Annotated in this window: 16 protein-coding genes; 1 reads left to right on the top strand and 15 read right to left on the bottom strand. The window is 59.2% G+C overall.

Annotation, left to right across the window (positions count from 1 at the left end; translation table 11 throughout):
* Positions 1–44: 44 nt before the first annotated feature.
* Genes EL255_RS03135 through EL255_RS03120 form a run of 4 tightly spaced genes read right to left on the bottom strand, consistent with a single transcriptional unit; the run spans position 45 to position 4,459 of the window.
* Positions 45–2,147, bottom strand: a complete 2,103-nt coding sequence (locus tag EL255_RS03135) for a prepilin-type N-terminal cleavage/methylation domain-containing protein (RefSeq protein WP_042652142.1) — start codon at positions 2,145–2,147, stop codon at positions 45–47.
* Positions 2,148–2,158: 11 nt separating this feature from the next.
* Entirely contained in the window at positions 2,159–3,286 is a 1,128-nt protein-coding gene (locus tag EL255_RS03130; RefSeq protein ID WP_042652141.1) for a PilX N-terminal domain-containing pilus assembly protein, read from the bottom strand.
* 1 nt (position 3,287) lies between these two features.
* A complete protein-coding gene (locus EL255_RS03125; RefSeq protein WP_042652205.1) occupies positions 3,288–3,905 on the bottom strand; it encodes a PilW family protein in 618 nt (205 codons plus the stop codon).
* Between the two features lie 20 nt (positions 3,906–3,925).
* Complete coding sequence (locus EL255_RS03120; RefSeq protein ID WP_042652140.1) at positions 3,926–4,459, bottom strand: GspH/FimT family pseudopilin; 534 nt, start codon at positions 4,457–4,459, stop codon at positions 3,926–3,928.
* Between the two features lie 94 nt (positions 4,460–4,553).
* On the opposite strand from EL255_RS03120, the gene EL255_RS03115 reads away from it, so the two are divergent.
* A complete protein-coding gene (locus EL255_RS03115; protein WP_042652139.1) occupies positions 4,554–4,931 on the top strand; it encodes a type IV pilin protein in 378 nt (125 codons plus the stop codon).
* Between the two features lies 1 nt (position 4,932).
* Here EL255_RS03115 and EL255_RS03110 read toward each other — a convergent pair whose 3' ends face one another.
* The 11 genes from EL255_RS03110 to ribF form a co-directional block, all read right to left on the bottom strand.
* Entirely contained in the window at positions 4,933–5,340 is a 408-nt protein-coding gene (locus EL255_RS03110; RefSeq protein ID WP_042652138.1) for a type IV pilin protein, read from the bottom strand.
* Positions 5,337–8,699 carry a pilus assembly protein gene (locus EL255_RS03105; protein ID WP_042652137.1) on the bottom strand — a complete coding sequence of 1,121 codons (3,363 nt, stop codon included), beginning with the start codon at positions 8,697–8,699 and terminating at the stop codon, positions 5,337–5,339. The genes EL255_RS03110 and EL255_RS03105 overlap by 4 nt, the downstream gene beginning before the upstream one ends.
* Positions 8,700–8,712: 13 nt before the next feature.
* Complete coding sequence (locus EL255_RS03100; RefSeq protein ID WP_232018899.1) at positions 8,713–9,180, bottom strand: pilus assembly PilX family protein; 468 nt, start codon at positions 9,178–9,180, stop codon at positions 8,713–8,715.
* Positions 9,181–9,188: 8 nt separating this feature from the next.
* Positions 9,189–10,271 carry a PilW family protein gene (locus EL255_RS03095; RefSeq protein ID WP_232018898.1) on the bottom strand — a complete coding sequence of 361 codons (1,083 nt, stop codon included), beginning with the start codon at positions 10,269–10,271 and terminating at the stop codon, positions 9,189–9,191.
* Positions 10,268–10,687: a type IV pilus modification protein PilV gene (gene pilV / locus EL255_RS03090; RefSeq protein ID WP_042652136.1), complete on the bottom strand. Its 420-nt coding sequence runs from the start codon at positions 10,685–10,687 to the stop codon at positions 10,268–10,270. The genes EL255_RS03095 and pilV overlap by 4 nt, the downstream gene beginning before the upstream one ends.
* Positions 10,678–11,190: a GspH/FimT family pseudopilin gene (locus EL255_RS03085; protein WP_269471668.1), complete on the bottom strand. Its 513-nt coding sequence runs from the start codon at positions 11,188–11,190 to the stop codon at positions 10,678–10,680. Before EL255_RS03085 ends, pilV begins: the two co-directional genes overlap by 10 nt.
* Before the next feature lie 184 nt (positions 11,191–11,374).
* Positions 11,375–12,310 carry a 4-hydroxy-3-methylbut-2-enyl diphosphate reductase gene (ispH, locus tag EL255_RS03080; protein WP_042652134.1) on the bottom strand — a complete coding sequence of 312 codons (936 nt, stop codon included), beginning with the start codon at positions 12,308–12,310 and terminating at the stop codon, positions 11,375–11,377.
* Complete coding sequence (gene fkpB, locus EL255_RS03075) at positions 12,310–12,762, bottom strand: FKBP-type peptidyl-prolyl cis-trans isomerase (protein ID WP_042652133.1); 453 nt, start codon at positions 12,760–12,762, stop codon at positions 12,310–12,312. The genes ispH and fkpB overlap by 1 nt, the downstream gene beginning before the upstream one ends.
* The gene (lspA, locus tag EL255_RS03070; protein ID WP_042652132.1) at positions 12,759–13,259 is read right to left on the bottom strand and encodes a signal peptidase II; all 501 of its coding nucleotides are present in this window, start codon (positions 13,257–13,259) and stop codon (positions 12,759–12,761) included. Before lspA ends, fkpB begins: the two co-directional genes overlap by 4 nt.
* Entirely contained in the window at positions 13,259–16,120 is a 2,862-nt protein-coding gene (gene ileS / locus EL255_RS03065) for an isoleucine--tRNA ligase (RefSeq protein WP_042652131.1), read from the bottom strand. The genes lspA and ileS overlap by 1 nt, the downstream gene beginning before the upstream one ends.
* Positions 16,120–17,094, bottom strand: coding sequence for a bifunctional riboflavin kinase/FAD synthetase (gene ribF, locus EL255_RS03060; protein WP_042652130.1), 975 nt, complete (start codon positions 17,092–17,094; stop codon positions 16,120–16,122). The genes ileS and ribF overlap by 1 nt, the downstream gene beginning before the upstream one ends.
* Between the last annotated feature and the right edge of the window lie 60 nt (positions 17,095–17,154).

Genomic DNA, 17,154 nt, shown 5'->3' with positions numbered 1-17,154 from the left:
AAAAGGCGCTGGCTGTGCCAGCGCCTTGGTTCCCACAACCGGCCCTAGGGGGAGCAGGTCAGGTTGGCGGCATTGGTAACGCCGTTGTCCACCAGCAGGGTGCAGGGGCCGCTGATGACTTGCCCGCTGGCTGGCGGAGTCATAGGGATGCTTAAAGAACTAGGCTTAAGCAGGAAGGTCGTGTTGTTTCCCGAATAGGAGAAATTCACCACCAGGGTAATATTCTGGGCTGCCGTACAGGTATAGATGGCCGTCTGATTATCACTGCTCGGCGTATCCACATGACAATTGGCACCGGATGTCGAGGTACTGATGCTCAAACCACCGAACACATTCTTCTTGCAGGCCTTGGGCGTTGGATCGTTGTTTTTTGTTTTCTCGAGACACTCCACCTTGCCCGTTACCGTCAACAAGGGTTGTGTCACCACGCCAGTGTCTATTTCCACTGCCAGTTCGGTGCTGAGTGCCAGGCTCTGATCGCGCGGTGAGATAAGCGTCGCTGTAATCCCCGAGTTCCCCTGATAGACGGTGGCCTTTACCTTCACGCTCTGCAGAGCCTGGCTGGCATCCTTGGTAGATTTCTTGGCGGCCAGGTAGCCACGACTGTAACTGCCGAAGTAGTAGTTGTTGAGATCAACGATGGTGTCGATAGGCTCATTACTGACGACGGCATAGTCGGTCACCACCCCCGTCAATTGACCACTGAGCGGTGTCATGGACCACTCCGCCAACATGGTCAGATTGATATCCTGAAATGGCACTCTGGCCAGATAACCGGTGACGCTGGTATCTATCCCGGCCAGATAGGTCGGGTTTAGAATATCGACATAGATGCCACGGGCGATCAGCTGACGCGTGCCGGTATTGACCGTGATGCCCGTGGTAGCATCTCCGCCGGGCGCGACATTGGCGGGGGTTTGAAGCCATGTGGAGAAATCACTGATCGTTGGCGCCGTCGCCGTCGGGTTTGATGTCCAGTTCAGAGTCTGTTTCTGCCAGTCGATATAGGCTTTGACCACATACTGGATGTAATTCTGATAACTGACCTGATTGGCTTGTTTGGCCAAGAAGTCTGAAGTAGTGACGATGACCTTGATCAGGTTCCAATCCGGGAGAGGACGATAGTAACCGTCTAACCGAACGAAACGGCAGGCATCGATATAACTTCCGCTACCAACCTGGGTAAAAGAGCTGTTGTAGCGCTGCCGGCTGGTATTGAGCGGCGCATAGTAGTTGGGGAATCCCGTCCCCGTTCCGTCGAAGTGATCCTTGCAACAGCTGCTGCATAAAGCTGGCTGATCATTGCCATTCACCGTCCCGGTCTGCTTGCTTTGCAATGACCCCACTTTCCAATAAAGCTGGTTGGTGGCAGTACTGTAGGCCTGACCCGGAAGATAGGCACTCAAAGTGGAACCATAGGTGCAGGCGCAACTTACCGAGCTGATATCTTGCTGGATTTGCTGGGTATTGCCTTGGTTCGCAGGCTGGTAGGTCATTGTTTCAAACTGTACCTCCTTGCCGACAGTGTTATTTTTGGCCACCACGGTCGGAGAAGGTTTGCTTGTCTCCTGCTTGCTGCCGTTGCCAAGATCGATGGAGATGACGTCTGGCGCCACCCCTGGGGTATAATTTATCTTCGGCCCTGTCCGGGCGGTATCCAGCCCGCCATGCAGTTGCTCTGCAGTCAGCGATTCCGAGGGAGAGGCATAGCCCGTGAGAGTGACCGCGGCCTGCCCCCCTCCGCTGTTGGTCCAGTTGACTCTCGTATAGATCTGTTTTCGTCCAGGGTAGTTCTGCAGGTACCCCGCAGGTGCCGTGTTCTGCCATGCCGAAGTGGCCCCGTTCCAATATTGGTTGGTTACCGTCCAAACCAGCGTATAGCTATCACCAGACTGGCTCTTGGTCACATTACCGCTCGCAATGGCGTCATAGGCCGTGAGCGGGGCGGTCGCCGTCACCAGACTATTGAAGTTACGGAACTCATCGATCTTGGATTCGGCCAGACGCATGGCGATTTCATAGCGCCGCCCATCCTGAGAAGCGGTCAGGGCCGACTTTGAGAGAACCACCAGGCCGACCACGGCAACCCCCAACACCACCAGGGTCACCAGTATCTCGAGCAGGCCAAATCCTTTTTGCCATTTCATCTGCTTATCCTCTACCAGTCGCGCCAGCTACCCGGCACCTGTTTAAGAGTCTGGAAGACGGCACCGGTCCTGATATTGCTCAGCGCAGCCTCATCATATTTTGCATCATAGGTACCATTGGAATTGCCAAGCTTGAAGTTGGCCGCCAGGGCACCATTGACGATGGCCCCGCCAGTGAGTTTGATATCTGCGGTCGCCGTGGCCGGGTCTTCAGAGTAAGCAAACACCAGTCCATAGAGCTGGCGGTTACCATTGATGGTCAGGTTGCCATTTCGAATGATCAACACAACAGGGGCGGCCTGAGTGCCAATATTGGCCCCCGGATTACAATCGCCGTCGACGATGACAAGCCCGGTGGTCGTCGGCCCCAGACCATTGCAATTCGTGACCATCTGATTGGCCCTGGATTCGATGTTTGCCCAACCTGCGTCATCATCATTCTCATTGAACAGATACCAGACCAGATCACTGGGGAAGGCGGGATCGCTATCCTTGATATCCGATTGCTTGCTGCCCGCCTGGCTGATATTGGCACTGCAACTACCCGCGTAGTCTCCCTGATTGCAGGTCTGGCCAGATCCATTGTTGAGGTCCACATAATCATTGGTCCAGATGGACAGCGGCACTCCCAGCCCGCCCCCATTGGGATTGGCCACCACGGTGAAATTGCCCCCCACCGCCATGCCGCCGGCGACGGTCAGCGGGGCAGCCGGGGTTCCTGCCAAGACATTGCTCTGCACATATTGCGCCTCGACCGCAGCCTGAGCCTGATTGTTATTCAAATTGGCCACGGAACGAATGCGGATCGGGGTCACTTGGGTGGTACTCCCCACCACCACGGGGAAGGAGGTCATGCAATCCACAGTCAGGCCATAGGTGCCGCCAGCCCCAGATGGAGAGAATGAATTTCCAGACCAGGAGGGGGTTGCAGGACAAAGAGAGCCTTCAGCGGCTAATCGGCCAAAACCGTAGGAGAGCCCCTGCTCCGCCAACGCCATGACCTGACGATAGAGCGCTTCGTTTAATGTCACACGACGATCGGCCACCAGCAACTTGCCCACCAGCAGGGAGACCGCCAGCAGGATCAGCACCAGGATCAGCGTGACAGTGAAGGTTGTAAAACCGGATTGAGTTCTCATATCAGTATCCGTCATTACGCAGCTTGATATCGCGCTGCAAGTTCAGGGTCAGCGCAGTATTGTCTTTGTAACGACCAGAGATATTGAGCTGAATGGCCCTGGCGCCACTCACCTGACTGCTCGAGAGCAGGCTATAAGTGAGCTGGGTAACTTCGATGGTGTTATCGGTCGAGATGAGACTACCGCTATTACAGGCAGGACTGGCCCCCGTCGCCAGCTTGACTCCCTTGTCGGCACTGCTGTAACTGTAAACTCGCGTCTCATGACTGCTGGACACGCTGTTGTTCAGCACACCATTTTCATTGTCATCATAATTCACTCTAATACAGCGATATAGCTTCGAGCCTGTTGCCGTCTCATCCAGCAGATCGGCACTGGCATTGAAATAGAAAGGGGAAGGGGCTGCGCCAGACACCAGTCGGGTTGCGGTGGCCGCACTGGCATCATAGCCTGCCCGCTCGATGTCACGGGCCATCATATCGGTAATTGCCTGTATCTCCTGATTGAGGCGGCTCACCTTCATAGCGGTACTATTGGCCCTGAGAACGGTAGCGAAGAGCGTCGTCACCGCCGCTACCAGCAGCAGACCAGCCACCATGGCAACCATCAGCTCCACCAGACTGAAACCTGTATGGCGTCTCAGCATCCCGGCACCCCACTGACATTGCGGACTGCACAGGTGCGTACCCGCCCAACATTGTTGGTTACGACCCGCATGGAGTAGTCACCTGATGAGATAGCAATATTGCCCGCCGTCAGCGTGCCTCGACGGGGAGAAATATTGAGTGGCCTGATGTTAGTTGCTGATTCACTGTAACTCGCCTCTAAAATGAGGCCGGGAAACTCGCTGGCATCCCCCCCTTTCCGCCCCTCTATGCTGGAGCAAGTATCAGTACAGCTGCTACAGCTGCCATCGATATGAACTCGGTAGCACCAGTTACTCGTGCCGCTATTAAAAAGGAGGAGATTCAACGTCTGATTACGTTTGACAGCCTCGGATTTGAGCAGCATGACATCGGTATAGAGAGCCTGCGTCGCCGCCCGCACCATCTGCTCCTGCCGCAATGACTGATAGCTGGGCAACGCCACAGCCACCAAGATAGCCACCAACGTCAGGGCGATCAGCAACTCAATCAGGGTAAAACCGGCGGTTCTGTCCGCTGTGCGTACCATTTAGCTCAAGACTCCTTTCTTTTTGCCCGTGCCAGCAGAGCGCACCGTCAATACTATTCTATAGTATCAACCCGTTTCCCGAGGCGTGCCGCCAATGAGAGTCAAACAATCAGGTATCACACTGCTAGAGCTGATGGTCGTGGTCGCCATAGTCGCCATCCTGGCGGCCATTGCCTATCCGAGCTTTACCGATGGACTGCGTAAATCCCGCCGCGCCGAGGCGTTCAAGGGCCTGCTCAGCATGCAGCTCAAACAGGAAGAGTTTCGGATATCCAACGCCAGTTATAGCGGGACACCATCCCAAGTCGGTAACCCAGCGAGCGATTACTACACCTTCACCATCTCTGGCGCTACCCCCACAGTTTACACCCTGATCGCCACCGCGAAGGGAGGTCAGAGTAGTGATACGGGCTGCACCATCCTGACCATCAACAAGGCAGACAACAAAACACCAACCAACTGCTGGAAGTGAATCACCAGCAGTCCGCGGCAGTGAGCGAGGCACCCGATACTGTTTGCCGTCCAACCTGATCCAGCATCAAGACACCACATTCGTCTCCGCCCATCCCTCCCGTTGGGGTGGCGGTCAGGATGAAGGCCGCACCGCTGGCATTCACGGCCATTTGGTAATAGGCCGAGCTACCATCTCGCGGCAAGGTACTGAGCCCCGCCGATGCGAGGTTGGCCGCGTTATAGCTGCCCGCCTGAGTGAATTCCCGCTCCATATACTGGGCCGCCTCCATCAACGCCGCCTTTGCCTCGGCCCGACGCGACGCCGCTATATGAGCCTGATAACTGGGATAAGCGACCGCCGACAGGATCGCCACCACCACCACCACTATCATCAGTTCCAGTAGGGAAAATCCCTTAGCATTTTTCATTCCAATTGAATCCAAGACTGCCTTCCTCCCTGATCACCAGCCCCCTCCTCCAGGGTCACCGACACATTGCCGCTGGAGCCGCTCATATACTTGCGCTCTACCTCGCCATCTTCCACCACGCTTGGGGTCGTCGTCAGCTCATCAAACTGCTTGCCACTGCCGGGCACCTTGGTTGAACCGCCATTGCCATCCGGCACCTCGACATAGTCATCGTCATTGATGGCACTATCGCCGTTGACATCGAACACCGAGTAGCTGAGACGGGCCCCAGAGAAGGGCTCGATCTCCATCAACCAGGAGCGGCCACCGAAGTCACAGGCGTCAGATGAGGGGATGAGAGTATTGAAAATCAACCGCTTGTGACGATACAGCATCTCCGCAACCTGACGTTCCCCGACACCTTTGCTAAAACCTGGTGAAATAAGCCTCAGAGACCATCCCTTGCGGGCGCTGTAATCCACCACATTGTTGGAGACCACCCTTACGTTGAACTTGCGGGTAGTGCCATTAGCCGCCAACTCGCTGGTGATCGCCTGGCTCTGCAACTGGCTGGCCGTGATGGTGCTGCTCTGACCATTGGCATCCCAGATGCCGTATACGGCGTCAATCCGCGGCGTGCTCGGCAGGCTCTTGTCATCATTGGTGATATAGCTCCCGGTACCGAACAGGACCATAACCCCCCCATTGGGGTGTCGCAGCGCCAATGGCCTGACCGTGATGGGCTGGCGGCTGGTGGCGGAGCAGGTACCATCACACGCCTGGTAAAGGGGAATACCCTGGTTGCCGGTCTTGAGCGCCACCCCCCACTGGTTGCTGTTGTTGGCGGTCAGATCGAACTTCCACAGATTGCCTTGCAGATCGCCGGCGTAGACATAGTCGATCAGTTTGTCCCCATCCACGTCCACCGGCAGAGGACTCGACAGGCCATTGGGCGCCGAACTCGAGCCGACCCCGGTATTCAACTCCTTGATGAGGGAGCCATCCGCCAGATCGATCACAAACAGCCTGGCCATCTGGCTTTGGCTGTTGTAACCATTGGCCACCAGAGCAACCCACTTGTCCCCGGCCTTGACCTTTCCCAGGGTGGGCACCGAGAGCGCTACGCCCATTTCGGCGTTGCTGCTCGTGTTAAATTCCCACATCACATTACTGGCCATCATGTTAGCTGGATTGGTAACGTCGATGGCGAACACGGCCTTGCCTCCGGCCCCGGTACTGCCCAGCAATACGGTCTTCCAGCCACCATTCAGATAGGCATCCCCCACCTTGGGCGACCCATCAACATAGTAACGATGTGCATAACCCGGCTGGGCCAAGGGCGTCAGCTCCCCAAGCTGGGATGCAGGCACATAAGCCATGGTCTCGACGCCGTCGCTGGCCCTGAAGCCGTGTAGCATCCCGTCGTTCGCCCCGACATAGAGCATCGGTGGGCGTCCGGTCACCAGGGTCGAGCTTAGGAAGGCTACATAGCGTTCCCGCTCGGTCTGGGTCATTCCGCTGGCCGCGCCATAGCCGTAATCCTGGCGCCCCACATAGACGGGATCCGAGTTGATGATGTCCCCCAGCACAGAGCTGCGATCCCTGAAGGTGCCCCCACGTCCCTGTTCACGGCTGCGATCACCGCGCAAGTAACCCACCCTGGCCTCTCCCAGCGTGTCCCCCCCGAGGGCAAACAAGGCCTTATTGGTGGCGCTGAGATCGCCCCAGGTGAAATTGATGCCACTCCCTCCCTGCAGGGTGAAGATCCGGCGATCCGCGGGAGACGGGATCTGAGCCGCCGCATCCCAGGTCTTGTTCTCCAGAGCCCCACTATCATCAAGCGGAATGGCGATGAGTTGACCGGACCAGTCCCCGCTGTTGTAGCGGGCCTGATAGATATGGGTATTGCTGTCGAGTCGAGTCGCATTGGCCGTCACCGAGCTGGCAGAACTGGTGCGTGATGCTATCTGGGCCAGGGTGTTGCTGAGCGCGGTGGCGAAGGTATCGGGATCGGCGGCACTGAAAAAGCCGCCCTTGCTGTTGACTGCCGCATGCCACAGATCATCGACCTTCTTAGCGTCAGAATCGTAAGGATCGGGCCAGCGGCTTGGCACCCCGTTGGCGGGATTCAACGTGCCATTAACCCCCAATCCCACGGTGAAGTTGACCAAATGCTGCCAATTTGCCGGATCTGTGGTGCTAGTCGGTACCTTGTTGGCCAGATCGGTGCGCAGGTCCGTCTTCCAGAAATTGAGGGATACGTCAGCCAAGGTGTCGGCTGTACCATCCTTGTCCACATCACCGACCGCGGGACTGGGATTATAAGAGCGTCCCTCGGTCCAGTACCCGTCCGTCATCAGGATGTTGTAACTCTGACGGCAGGTCAGATGTGCCGCCGTGCTGCCGGCACTGGTCGCCCAGGGGCCATTGTTGTCAGTGCGGGAGAAGTAATTCCCCACATCCTGGAGGCTGGTCCGCAGCGGCGTGTAGTTTATGCCATTGAATTTGCCGCTATACAGATCCGTGAAAAAACCGGTGCGCTGGGTGCCGCTAAAGGGTGCCACGATGCGCAGCATGGTGCTCCCACTGTTGATGGTGGTGAATCCCACCCTAAGGGTATTACCTTGGCTGGCAAAGGCTCGTCCGACCCCTGCACGGGCGGCCAGGATCCGGGAGCGGTAATAGGTATACCAGTTGGCAAAATTCTGGATCTCCTCGGCATAGGCACAGACAGGAGCACTCTTGCAATCGCTGCGGTTGGGCCGGCTGTCATAGGTAGTGCCCGACTTGATCTCGACCCGGGTATAGCTGCCAACCTTCTTTAGGTCGCCACTTCCCTTGTAGGAAAAGTAGATGGCTGGCCAGAATGTCTCTTCCGCGTTTCTGTTGTAGTCGGAGGAAAAGTTCGTGTAATAGTCTGCCCGGAACTTGTTATTTTTGGTCAGGTCGCGACAGCCAGCAGTCGTATTGGTCGGATTGTGGGGCGCACAGGTGATGCTGGCATTCGCCATCAGGGAACCATCCGCATTGGCCCAGGGGCGATAGGTCAATGAGGGGTTGTAGTAGAGTCTGTTGTTCTGACTCGACCGGTTATAGGCATTGAAATCGCTGTTGCTGGCGAACGTAACAGTGCTGTTGCTCCAGTCATAGCTGCCATACACATCATCGGCTCTGGGATAGATGAAGAACACGCTGAGATTAGTTGGCACCAACTCTTCCGGCATCACCTCAGAGAGCATCGAGCTCGAGTTGTCCAAGGTGAACATGATATTGGGCTCGGCGCGAGTACCGAGATAGAGGGGGGTCTGGGCGATATCGAGCGCACCGAGCACCGGCAACACCGGCAACAACCCCAATAACATCCACAGAGATGTACGCATCCTGGCTCCCCTCCTAGCGACTGTAAGTTGACTGCAACAGCACAACACTCTCGTTCGAGAGGCCATATCCTCTGGCCGTGATGCGATAGAGGCGACGCTCACTCTGGGGTTCGTCCGCAGCCAGGTTCTCACTTGCCCCCTGGGTATAGGGCAATCGCTCGATGAAATACCCGGGGGATTGTCCCTGGCCGCCGGTATTGTGGCTACGCCACGAGGTAGTCGATGCCAGCGGATCCACGGCCGAATCCACTAGCTCATAGAGCCCGCTGCTGTTGTTGAAGGGGCCTGCAGTACCGCCTTCGATATAGCGCTCCGCTCCCCGCAGCGCCGCCTCGGCGGCCTGAAACGCCTGCAGACTTTCCCGATAATTCCCCGCCATCTTCTCCTGCAGCAGGCCACCACGCATGGCCGCCATCGCCAGCATGCTCACCACCGTCAGGAAGATGAGGCTCAGGATCAGTGCCATTCCTTTCTGCTGCATCATGCCTCCTAGGGGACCCGGTTACGCAGCGCCACCGTGGTTTCGGTGGCCCAGTACCAGTGACTGTCCGCACTCTGGAAGGTACCACCGGCGAAACTGACCGATTGGGGCGAGGACAGCACCCCTCCCTGAGTGCTGCGTAGCAGCAGGGCGATGCCGACACTCAGCACATTGTCCCAGTTGGTCACGGCGCCCGCCGCCACATAGGTGTCGGCGGCCCGATCCCGGTTGCGATCTTCACCAAAGGTGAGTTGCAGGTCGGCGATCCCGTCCACCACGGGTGTGCCGGTAGCGCTGCCGCTCTTGCGATAGAGTGTCCAGGGCCTGTCGGCGGCGGGACGGGCGATGTAGTAGAGGCGCGTCTCCATGCGATGGATCAGTGAACCCGGACCGAACCGCTCCTCGGCAGGTGCGCCGTTCCCCCCCCAGGAGCTCACCGCATTGCCCGGCATATAACTGCCGCTGTTGGAGTGGGTGATGTTGAGCTCCCCCCCCGCAGCCTGCACATTGGTGATCTGGAAGACCCTCGCCTTCTGGCAATCGGACACCATGACGATATCTCCCTCACAGAAGTCGCTGTAGGCGGGCCTGTTGGGCGCACAGTAGTCGGCCTTGGTCGACAACAGCTGGGCAAACAACTGGGCGGCGTTGTTGTTACGCACCACGGGCACGCCATTGCCGACCGGGCTCTGGATCAGCAACACGTCGCTGCCACTGCGCGGCCTGGGCTCAGTCGCGCCAAACAATCCGGAGATCGCGGTGGGCAGTGTGCTACCCAGGTTGTCGTAGCCGCGAACACGGATGCGAAAGTCGTAAGGGGTCGTAGTCGCGCTCAGGGTGCTGGTGATGGTGACGCCTTGCTTGCTGATGCAACCCAGGTAGCCGGTCTGACGCAGCTCTTTTTGCAACAGATTGAGGGCAAAGCGGCTCTCCTCCTGCACCCGGGCGACCGCCTCGGTGATCAGGAAGGTCCGGTGATTGCCAAGGAATACCTGAATGATGACCCCAATGGTGAACAGGGAAAGCAGCAGCGCAATCATCAGTTCAACCAGGCCCACCCCGGCCTGATGCCGTCTCGAGGCGGCATTCACAGCTCGGTCCTCACGATCAGTGAACGCTGGACAGGCTCGCCCGCCTGACGCCCCCCCTGCCACTGCACCGTGATGGTGGCTCGCCCCTGACTGACCACCACGGCCCCATCTCCCTGCGGCAAGGATGCGAGCGTCAGCTTCCAGTATTGAAGATCCGCCACGGCCGCCGTCGCGCCCGAAGCCCGTTCTCCCAGTGCAATATCGTACTGGCCGGCCAGGGCGGCGCTGCGATTGGCCCGCATCAGATCACCGATCAGGTTGCTGTACTGGGTGGCCTCGGTGCTGCTCAGCGCCGACTGGTTGCTCTTGAGCGCCTGTAACTGGAGCGTTGCCATGCCGAGAATACCGACCGACAGCACCAGCACGGAGATCATCACTTCGAGCAGGGAAAAACCGGTCACGCGCATCACAGACATGTGGCCTCCTCAACCGACGGATGGCCGGTCCCGCTGACGCTGATGTCCCGCGCTCCCCCTCCTGCGCAGGAAGATGGCCCGAGACTGAAAAGATGCCCCTGAGGGGAGCGACCGTCGAGAAAACCATTGCTGGTGAACCGCAACACTGCCGTGTCACTGACCAGGATGTTATCGTCGAACGAGCCGAACTGGCGGATCAGCTCGCCACCATCCAGGCTGCCGTTACCGTTGTTGTCACTCCACACCTGCCATCCCCTCTCCCAATGCAAGGCCGCGTTGCCAGCCTGAGCCGACAGCAACACATTGCGATTGCGCCGAACCGCCTCGCTGCGCGCCAGTTGCACGGAAGCCACGAACTGATTCGCCTGCGTCGTCAGGCTCATGTTCCTGATCAAGGAGTTAAAGGAAGGGACTCCCAGCGTCAGCAGGATAGATAAGAGTGCAATGGTGACCATCAGCTCGATGAGCGTGAAGCCGAGAGGCGCAAACGTCCTGTTGTGCACCGTGCCAAACCCTCCTTCAGTCCCATCCATGGTTGGGGCGGTATTGGTGAGATAGAGACAGTCTAATCAGAGTTGTCGGTGTTGGTAATTGCAACTCCGGGTTCAAACGAGAAGTTATGCTGCTTTTATATACGAGGAATGGGATGTCGATCACAAAAATGCCGGCACAGGGCCGGCATCTCAATCAGAGGATACGCAACTCGGGTGGCACTTCGAATACCACGTTCTCCTCGCGACCCGGGTGTTCGGCCACTATCTTGCCGCCCAGCTCACGCAAACGGGCGATGACATTCTGCACCAGCACCTCGGGTGCCGAGGCACCCGCCGTCACGCCAATCCGTTCGACCCCTTCCAGCCAGCCGGTTTCGATCATGGAGGCATCGTCGATCAGGTAGGCGCGAGCCCCCACCTTCTCGGCCAGCTCCCGCAGGCGGTTGGAGTTGGAGGAGTTGCGCGAACCGACCACCAGCATGGCATCCACCAGCCCCGCCATCTCCCGCACCGCGTCCTGGCGGTTCTGGGTGGCGTAGCAGATGTCGTCCTTGCGCGGCCCCTGGATCTTGGGGAAGTGCTTGCGCAGGGCGTCGATGACGTCCGAGGTTTCGTCCACGCTGAGGGTAGTCTGGGTGACGAAGCAGAGATCATCCGGATTCTTCACCTTGAGTTTGGCCACGTCTTCCGGTGTCTCCACCAGATACATGCCCCCCTCGCTGTTCTCATACTGGCCCATGGTGCCGATCACCTCAGGATGGCCGGCGTGGCCGATGAGCACCGCCTCCGACCCCTTGCGGCTGGCGCGATGGACTTCCATATGCACCTTGGTCACCAGCGGACAGGTCGCATCGAACACCTTGAGGGCACGGGACTTGGCCATCTCGCGCACCACCTTGGCGACGCCGTGGGCGGAGAAGATGACGATGCTGTCGTCCGGCACCTCGTCGAGCTCTTCGACGAACACCGCGCCCGCCTCCTTGAGCTTGTTCACCACATAGCGGTTATGTACCACCTCATGGCGCACATAGATGGGGGCACCAAACTTCTCCAGCGCACTCTCGACGATGCTGATGGCACGGTCGACACCGGCACAAAAACCACGTGGGTTGGCGAGCAGAATATCCATCAGTGCACCTTCTCCTCGTCATCGACGGCCAGGATCTCCACCTCGAAGGTGACGGTATGGCCGGCCAGGGGATGGTTGAAATCGACCGTCACCGACATGCCTTCCACCGCCCGGATGATGCCGGGCAGCTCGCTGCCATTGGGCTGGTCGAAGACGATGATGGTACCGATCTTGGGCTCCACATCGGCACCGAACTTGGCACGGTCAAGATGGTAGATGTTGTCCGGGTTGGAGAGGCCGAAGGCCTGTTCCGGGCTCAGGGTGAAGCTCTTGGCCTCCCCCTGTTGCAGCCCCAGCAGGCACTGCTCGAAGCTATCCGTCAGGCTGCCGTCACCCATCCGCAGACGGGCCGGCTTGCCGTGCAACGCCGTGCTGTCGGCCACAGAGCCATCTTCCAGCTTGATGGAAAAGTGGAACAGCACGCTGCTGTCAGCAGTAATCAGCTGGCTCATGCCGCCTCCTTCTGCTTCTCGGAGCGGAAGCCTTCCAGCACTATCATGGCGGCGCCGATGAAGATGAAGCTGTCGGCCAGGTTGAACGCCGGCCAATGGGAGCGCTGCCAGTAGAAGTCGAGGAAATCGACCACGTGGCCCAGTACCAGCCGATCGAACACGTTGCCGAGCGCGCCGCCGATGATCAGGGAGTAGGCGATGCCGCTCCAACGCTGGGTCACCGACTGCTTGCGCAGCCAATGGATCAGCAGACCGCAGATGGCGAACGCCAGCACCGCGAAGAACCAGCGCTGCCAGCCCCCCTGATCGGCCAGGAAGCTGAACGCCGCCCCCTTGTTGTAGACGTGCACCAAGTTAAAGAAGGGGGTGATCTCCACCCCCGGGTAGCCAAACGGCAGCAGCTTGACTACGGCGAGCTTGCTCGCCTGGTCCAGTACGAATGCCAGCACCGCCAGCCACAGCCAACGCAGGCCGCTCTTGTTATGTGTCATGTTCATCAGGCAAATTGACGCGTTTCGCCGTCACCCTCAACGTTGGTGACGCAGCGGCCACAGATCTCTTCGTGACCGGCGATGGTACCCACGTCTTCCACATGGTGCCAGCAACGATCGCACTTGGCGGCGGCAGACTGAGCCACGCTCAGCCACAGATCGTCGCGCTCGGTGGCGACGGAGCCTTCGGGCGCAGCATCAGCGACCACCACCTTGGCCTTGGAGGTGAGCAGCACGAAGCGCAGCTCATCGGCCAGGGCATTCAGGCGCTCAGCCAGTGCCGGTTTGGCGAACAGGGTCAGTTCGGCCTGCAGGGAGCCGCCGATGCGCTTCTCGCCACGGGCCGCTTCCAGCGCCTTGTTGACCTCACCCCGCACGGTCAGGATCTCGGCCCAGAAGGCATCGCCCATCTGCTCGCCAGCATCCAGCCCGAACAGGCCGTCATACCACTCTTCGGTGAACACGAACTCACCGCGCTCGCCCGGCAGCAGGGCCCAGATCTCGTCGGCGGTGAAGCTCATGATCGGCGCCATCCAGCGCACCATGGCCTCGACGATGTGATAGAGCGCGGTCTGGCAGGAGCGACGGGCCAGGCTGTCGGCCTTGGCGGTGTACTGACGGTCCTTGATCACGTCCAGGTAGAAGGAGCCCATCTCGATGGAGCAGAACTGCATCAGCTTCTGGGTCACACCGTGGAAGTTGTACTCGTCGAACGCGGTCACGATCTCGGCCTGTACCGCCTTGGCACGACCCACGGCCCAACGATCCACCACCACCATGTCAGCCGGAGCCACCATGTCGGTCGCCGGATTGAAGCCGTTCAGGTTCGCCAGCAGGAAGCGGGCGGTGTTGCGGATGCGACGATAGGCGTCGGCGGAGCGCTTGAGGATCTCGTCGGAGACGGTCATCTCGCCGGTGTAGTCGGTGCTGGCAACCCACAGACGCAGGATATCGGCGCCGAGCTTGTTCATCACATCCTGCGGGCTGACCACGTTGCCGATGGACTTGGACATCTTGCGGCCCTGACCATCGACGGTGAAGCCATGGGTCAGCACCTGGTTGTAGGGGGCCTTATTCTTCATGGCCACGCCGATCATCAGGGAGGACATGAACCAGCCACGGTGCTGGTCGGAGCCTTCCAGATACATGTCGGCCGACTTGCCGTTGAACTCGGGACGCGCATCCACCACTGAGGAGTGGGTCGAACCTGAGTCGAACCAGACGTCCAGGGTATCGGGCACCTTGTCGTACAGGTCGGCGTCGGCACCGAGCAGGTCAGACTTGTCCAGATCCCACCAGGCCTGGATACCAGACTGCTCGACCCGCTTGGCGACTTCGTGCATCAGGCGCACGGATTCCGGGTGCAGCTGCTGAGTCTCCTTGTGAACGAACAGGGAGATGGGTACACCCCAGGTGCGCTGACGGGAGATACACCAGTCGGGGCGGTTCTCGACCATGGCCTGGATGCGGTTCTTTCCCCAGGCCGGCACCCAGCCGCTCTGGCCGTGCTGGGCGATGCCATCGGTCTCGATACGCTCGATCTCGGCAAGAGCCTGCTTGCGCAGCCCCTTCTGCTCCATGCTGATGAACCACTGCGGGGTGGCACGGAAGATGATGGGGGTCTTGTGACGCCAGCAATGCGGATAGGAGTGGTTGAACACCTTGTGGTGCAGCAGGGCACCGCGCTCGGTCAACACCTCGACGACGGAGGCATTGGCCTTGAATACGTGCTGGCCGGCGAACAGCTCGGTATCCGGCAGGTAAACGCCGTTGCTGCCCACCGGGTTAGCCACTTCCAGGCCGTATTTCTGGCCGACCACGAAGTCTTCCTGGCCGTGGCCAGGGGCGGTGTGTACCGCGCCGGTACCGGCATCCAGGGTGACGTGCTCACCCAGGACGATGGGCACATCGAAGTTGTAGAAGGGGTGGTGGAAGCGCAGCAGATCGAGTGCCGCACCCTTGGCATAGCCCAGGTTGTGGAACTGATCGAAGCCGGCACGGTCCATCACGTCCTTGACCAGATCGGCGGCCAGGATCAGGCGCTCGGGATTGTCCCCGTCGACCTGCACCAGGGCGTAGTCCAGATCCGCGTTCAGGGCGACGGCACGGTTGGCTGGCAGGGTCCAGGGGGTGGTGGTCCAGATCACCACGGAGAGCGGGCCGCGGCCGGTGTGGCCCTCGGCGCAATCAAACTTGGCGGCAACCGCGGCCTCGTCGACGGCCTTGAAGCGCACGTCGATGGAGGGGGAGTTCTTGTCGTAATACTCCACCTCGGCTTCGGCCAGGGCGGAGCCACAGTCGGTACACCAGTGCACCGGCTTGGAGCCCTTGTGCAGGTGGCCGTTCTCGACGATCTTGGCCATGGAGCGAATGATGTTCGCCTCTGTGCCAAAGTCCATGGTCAGGTAAGGTTTGTCCCAGTCACCCAGCACGCCCAGACGGATGAAGTCGGTCTTCTGTGCTTCTATCTGGGTCTTGGCATATTTGCGGCACTCGGCGCGGAATTCGGCGGCAGACACCTTCACACCAGGCTTGCCGACGAGCCCCTCGACCTTAAGCTCAATGGGCAGACCATGACAATCCCAGCCCGGCACATAGGGGGAATCGAAACCGGAGAGGCCCTTGGACTTGATGATGATGTCTTTGAGGATCTTGTTGACCGAGTGACCGATGTGAATGCTGCCATTCGCATAGGGAGGACCGTCGTGCAGAATGAAAGAAGGCTGACCCGCTTTGGCGCGGCGAATGGCGCCGTAAAGGTCCTGATCGTACCAACGCTTCAGCATGTTGGGTTCGCGTTTGGCCAGATCGCCACGCATCGGAAACTCGGTTTCCGGCAGATTCAGGGTGTGTTTATAGTCGCTCATCAGTCCTGGGTTCCCTTCTTTTCTAAAAGAGTGCTGGGTAAATTGAATGGTGGCAGCCCGAACCAGGCTCGGGCCGCCAGGGCATCTCGTTCGATCTGCTCTTTCAAGGCGGTGAAAGAGGCAAATTTCTGCTCTTCGCGCAGCTTGTGGCGAAGCAGCACCTTGACCTGCTGACCATATAGATCACCAGAAAAATCAAATAGATGTACTTCCAATCTGGCTTGCGTACCGCTCAAGGTCGGCCGTACGCCCACATTGGCGACACCGGGGAAGGTCTTGCCGGAACATAACACTTCCACCGCGAACACGCCACCGACCGGGATCACCTGCCGTTTGAGCGCGAGATTGGCGGTAGGAAAACCTATGGTGCGCCCCAGCTTGTCGCCGTGGGCCACCCGACCACTGATGGCGTAGGGGCGGCCAAGCATCAGCTCCACCTCCGCCATCCGGCCCGCTTTCAACGCCTCGCGCACTAGCGTGCTGCTGATCCGCTGGCGTTCGATCTGGAAACTCTGGGTGCTGATCACCTCGAAACCGAAACGCCGCCCCGCCGCCTCCAGCAGCTGGAAGTCCCCCTCCCGCCCCTTGCCGAAGCGAAAATCGTCCCCCACCACCAGGTAGTGCACACCGAGCTTCTCCACCAGCAGTTGCTCGATGAAGGTGCTGGCCGCCTGTTCGGCGAAGCGGTGGGTGAAGCGGACGCAGAGCATGCGATCGATCCGCATGCCCTTGAGGGCTTCATACTTCTCTCGCCAGCGGCTGAGGCGGGCCGGTGCGGCATCACCGGCAAACAGCTCAAGCGGCTGCGGCTCGAACAGCATGACGCAGGCGGGCAGACCGAGTTGGGCGGCTTTTTCCTGCAGCCGAGCCAGCACCGCATGGTGCCCCTGATGAACCCCATCGAAGTTGCCTATGGTCAATACGCAGCCCCGATGACGGGGCTGGATATTGTGAATGCCGCGAATAAGCTCCATCAGTGCCTTGTGCGTTGCTGCCATGGAAATCGGCGGATTATATATCAGGCAGCAGGCAGG

Origin of the sequence: Aeromonas encheleia (assembly GCF_900637545.1) — a bacterium.
GTDB lineage: Bacteria > Pseudomonadota > Gammaproteobacteria > Enterobacterales > Aeromonadaceae > Aeromonas > Aeromonas encheleia.
This window is presented reverse-complemented; position numbering and strand designations above follow the sequence as displayed.

Bases quoted from the DNA above. Each gene is read 5' to 3' on its own strand.
- EL255_RS03135 (WP_042652142.1), bottom strand. From the start codon at position 2,147: ATGAAATGGCAAAAAGGATTTGGCCTGCTCGAGATACTGGTGACCCTG.
- EL255_RS03130 (WP_042652141.1), bottom strand. From the start codon at position 3,286: ATGAGAACTCAATCCGGTTTTACAACCTTCACTGTCACGCTGATCCTG.
- EL255_RS03120 (WP_042652140.1), bottom strand. From the start codon at position 4,459: ATGGTACGCACAGCGGACAGAACCGCCGGTTTTACCCTGATTGAGTTG.
- EL255_RS03115 (WP_042652139.1), top strand. From the start codon at position 4,554: ATGAGAGTCAAACAATCAGGTATCACACTGCTAGAGCTGATGGTCGTG.
- EL255_RS03110 (WP_042652138.1), bottom strand. From the start codon at position 5,340: ATGAAAAATGCTAAGGGATTTTCCCTACTGGAACTGATGATAGTGGTG.
- EL255_RS03105 (WP_042652137.1), bottom strand. From the start codon at position 8,699: ATGCGTACATCTCTGTGGATGTTATTGGGGTTGTTGCCGGTGTTGCCG.
- EL255_RS03100 (WP_232018899.1), bottom strand. From the start codon at position 9,180: ATGCAGCAGAAAGGAATGGCACTGATCCTGAGCCTCATCTTCCTGACG.
- pilV (WP_042652136.1), bottom strand. From the start codon at position 10,687: ATGTCTGTGATGCGCGTGACCGGTTTTTCCCTGCTCGAAGTGATGATC.
- ispH (WP_042652134.1), bottom strand. From the start codon at position 12,310: ATGGATATTCTGCTCGCCAACCCACGTGGTTTTTGTGCCGGTGTCGAC.
- fkpB (WP_042652133.1), bottom strand. From the start codon at position 12,762: ATGAGCCAGCTGATTACTGCTGACAGCAGCGTGCTGTTCCACTTTTCC.
- lspA (WP_042652132.1), bottom strand. From the start codon at position 13,259: ATGAACATGACACATAACAAGAGCGGCCTGCGTTGGCTGTGGCTGGCG.
- ileS (WP_042652131.1), bottom strand. From the start codon at position 16,120: ATGAGCGACTATAAACACACCCTGAATCTGCCGGAAACCGAGTTTCCG.
- ribF (WP_042652130.1), bottom strand. From the start codon at position 17,094: ATGGAGCTTATTCGCGGCATTCACAATATCCAGCCCCGTCATCGGGGC.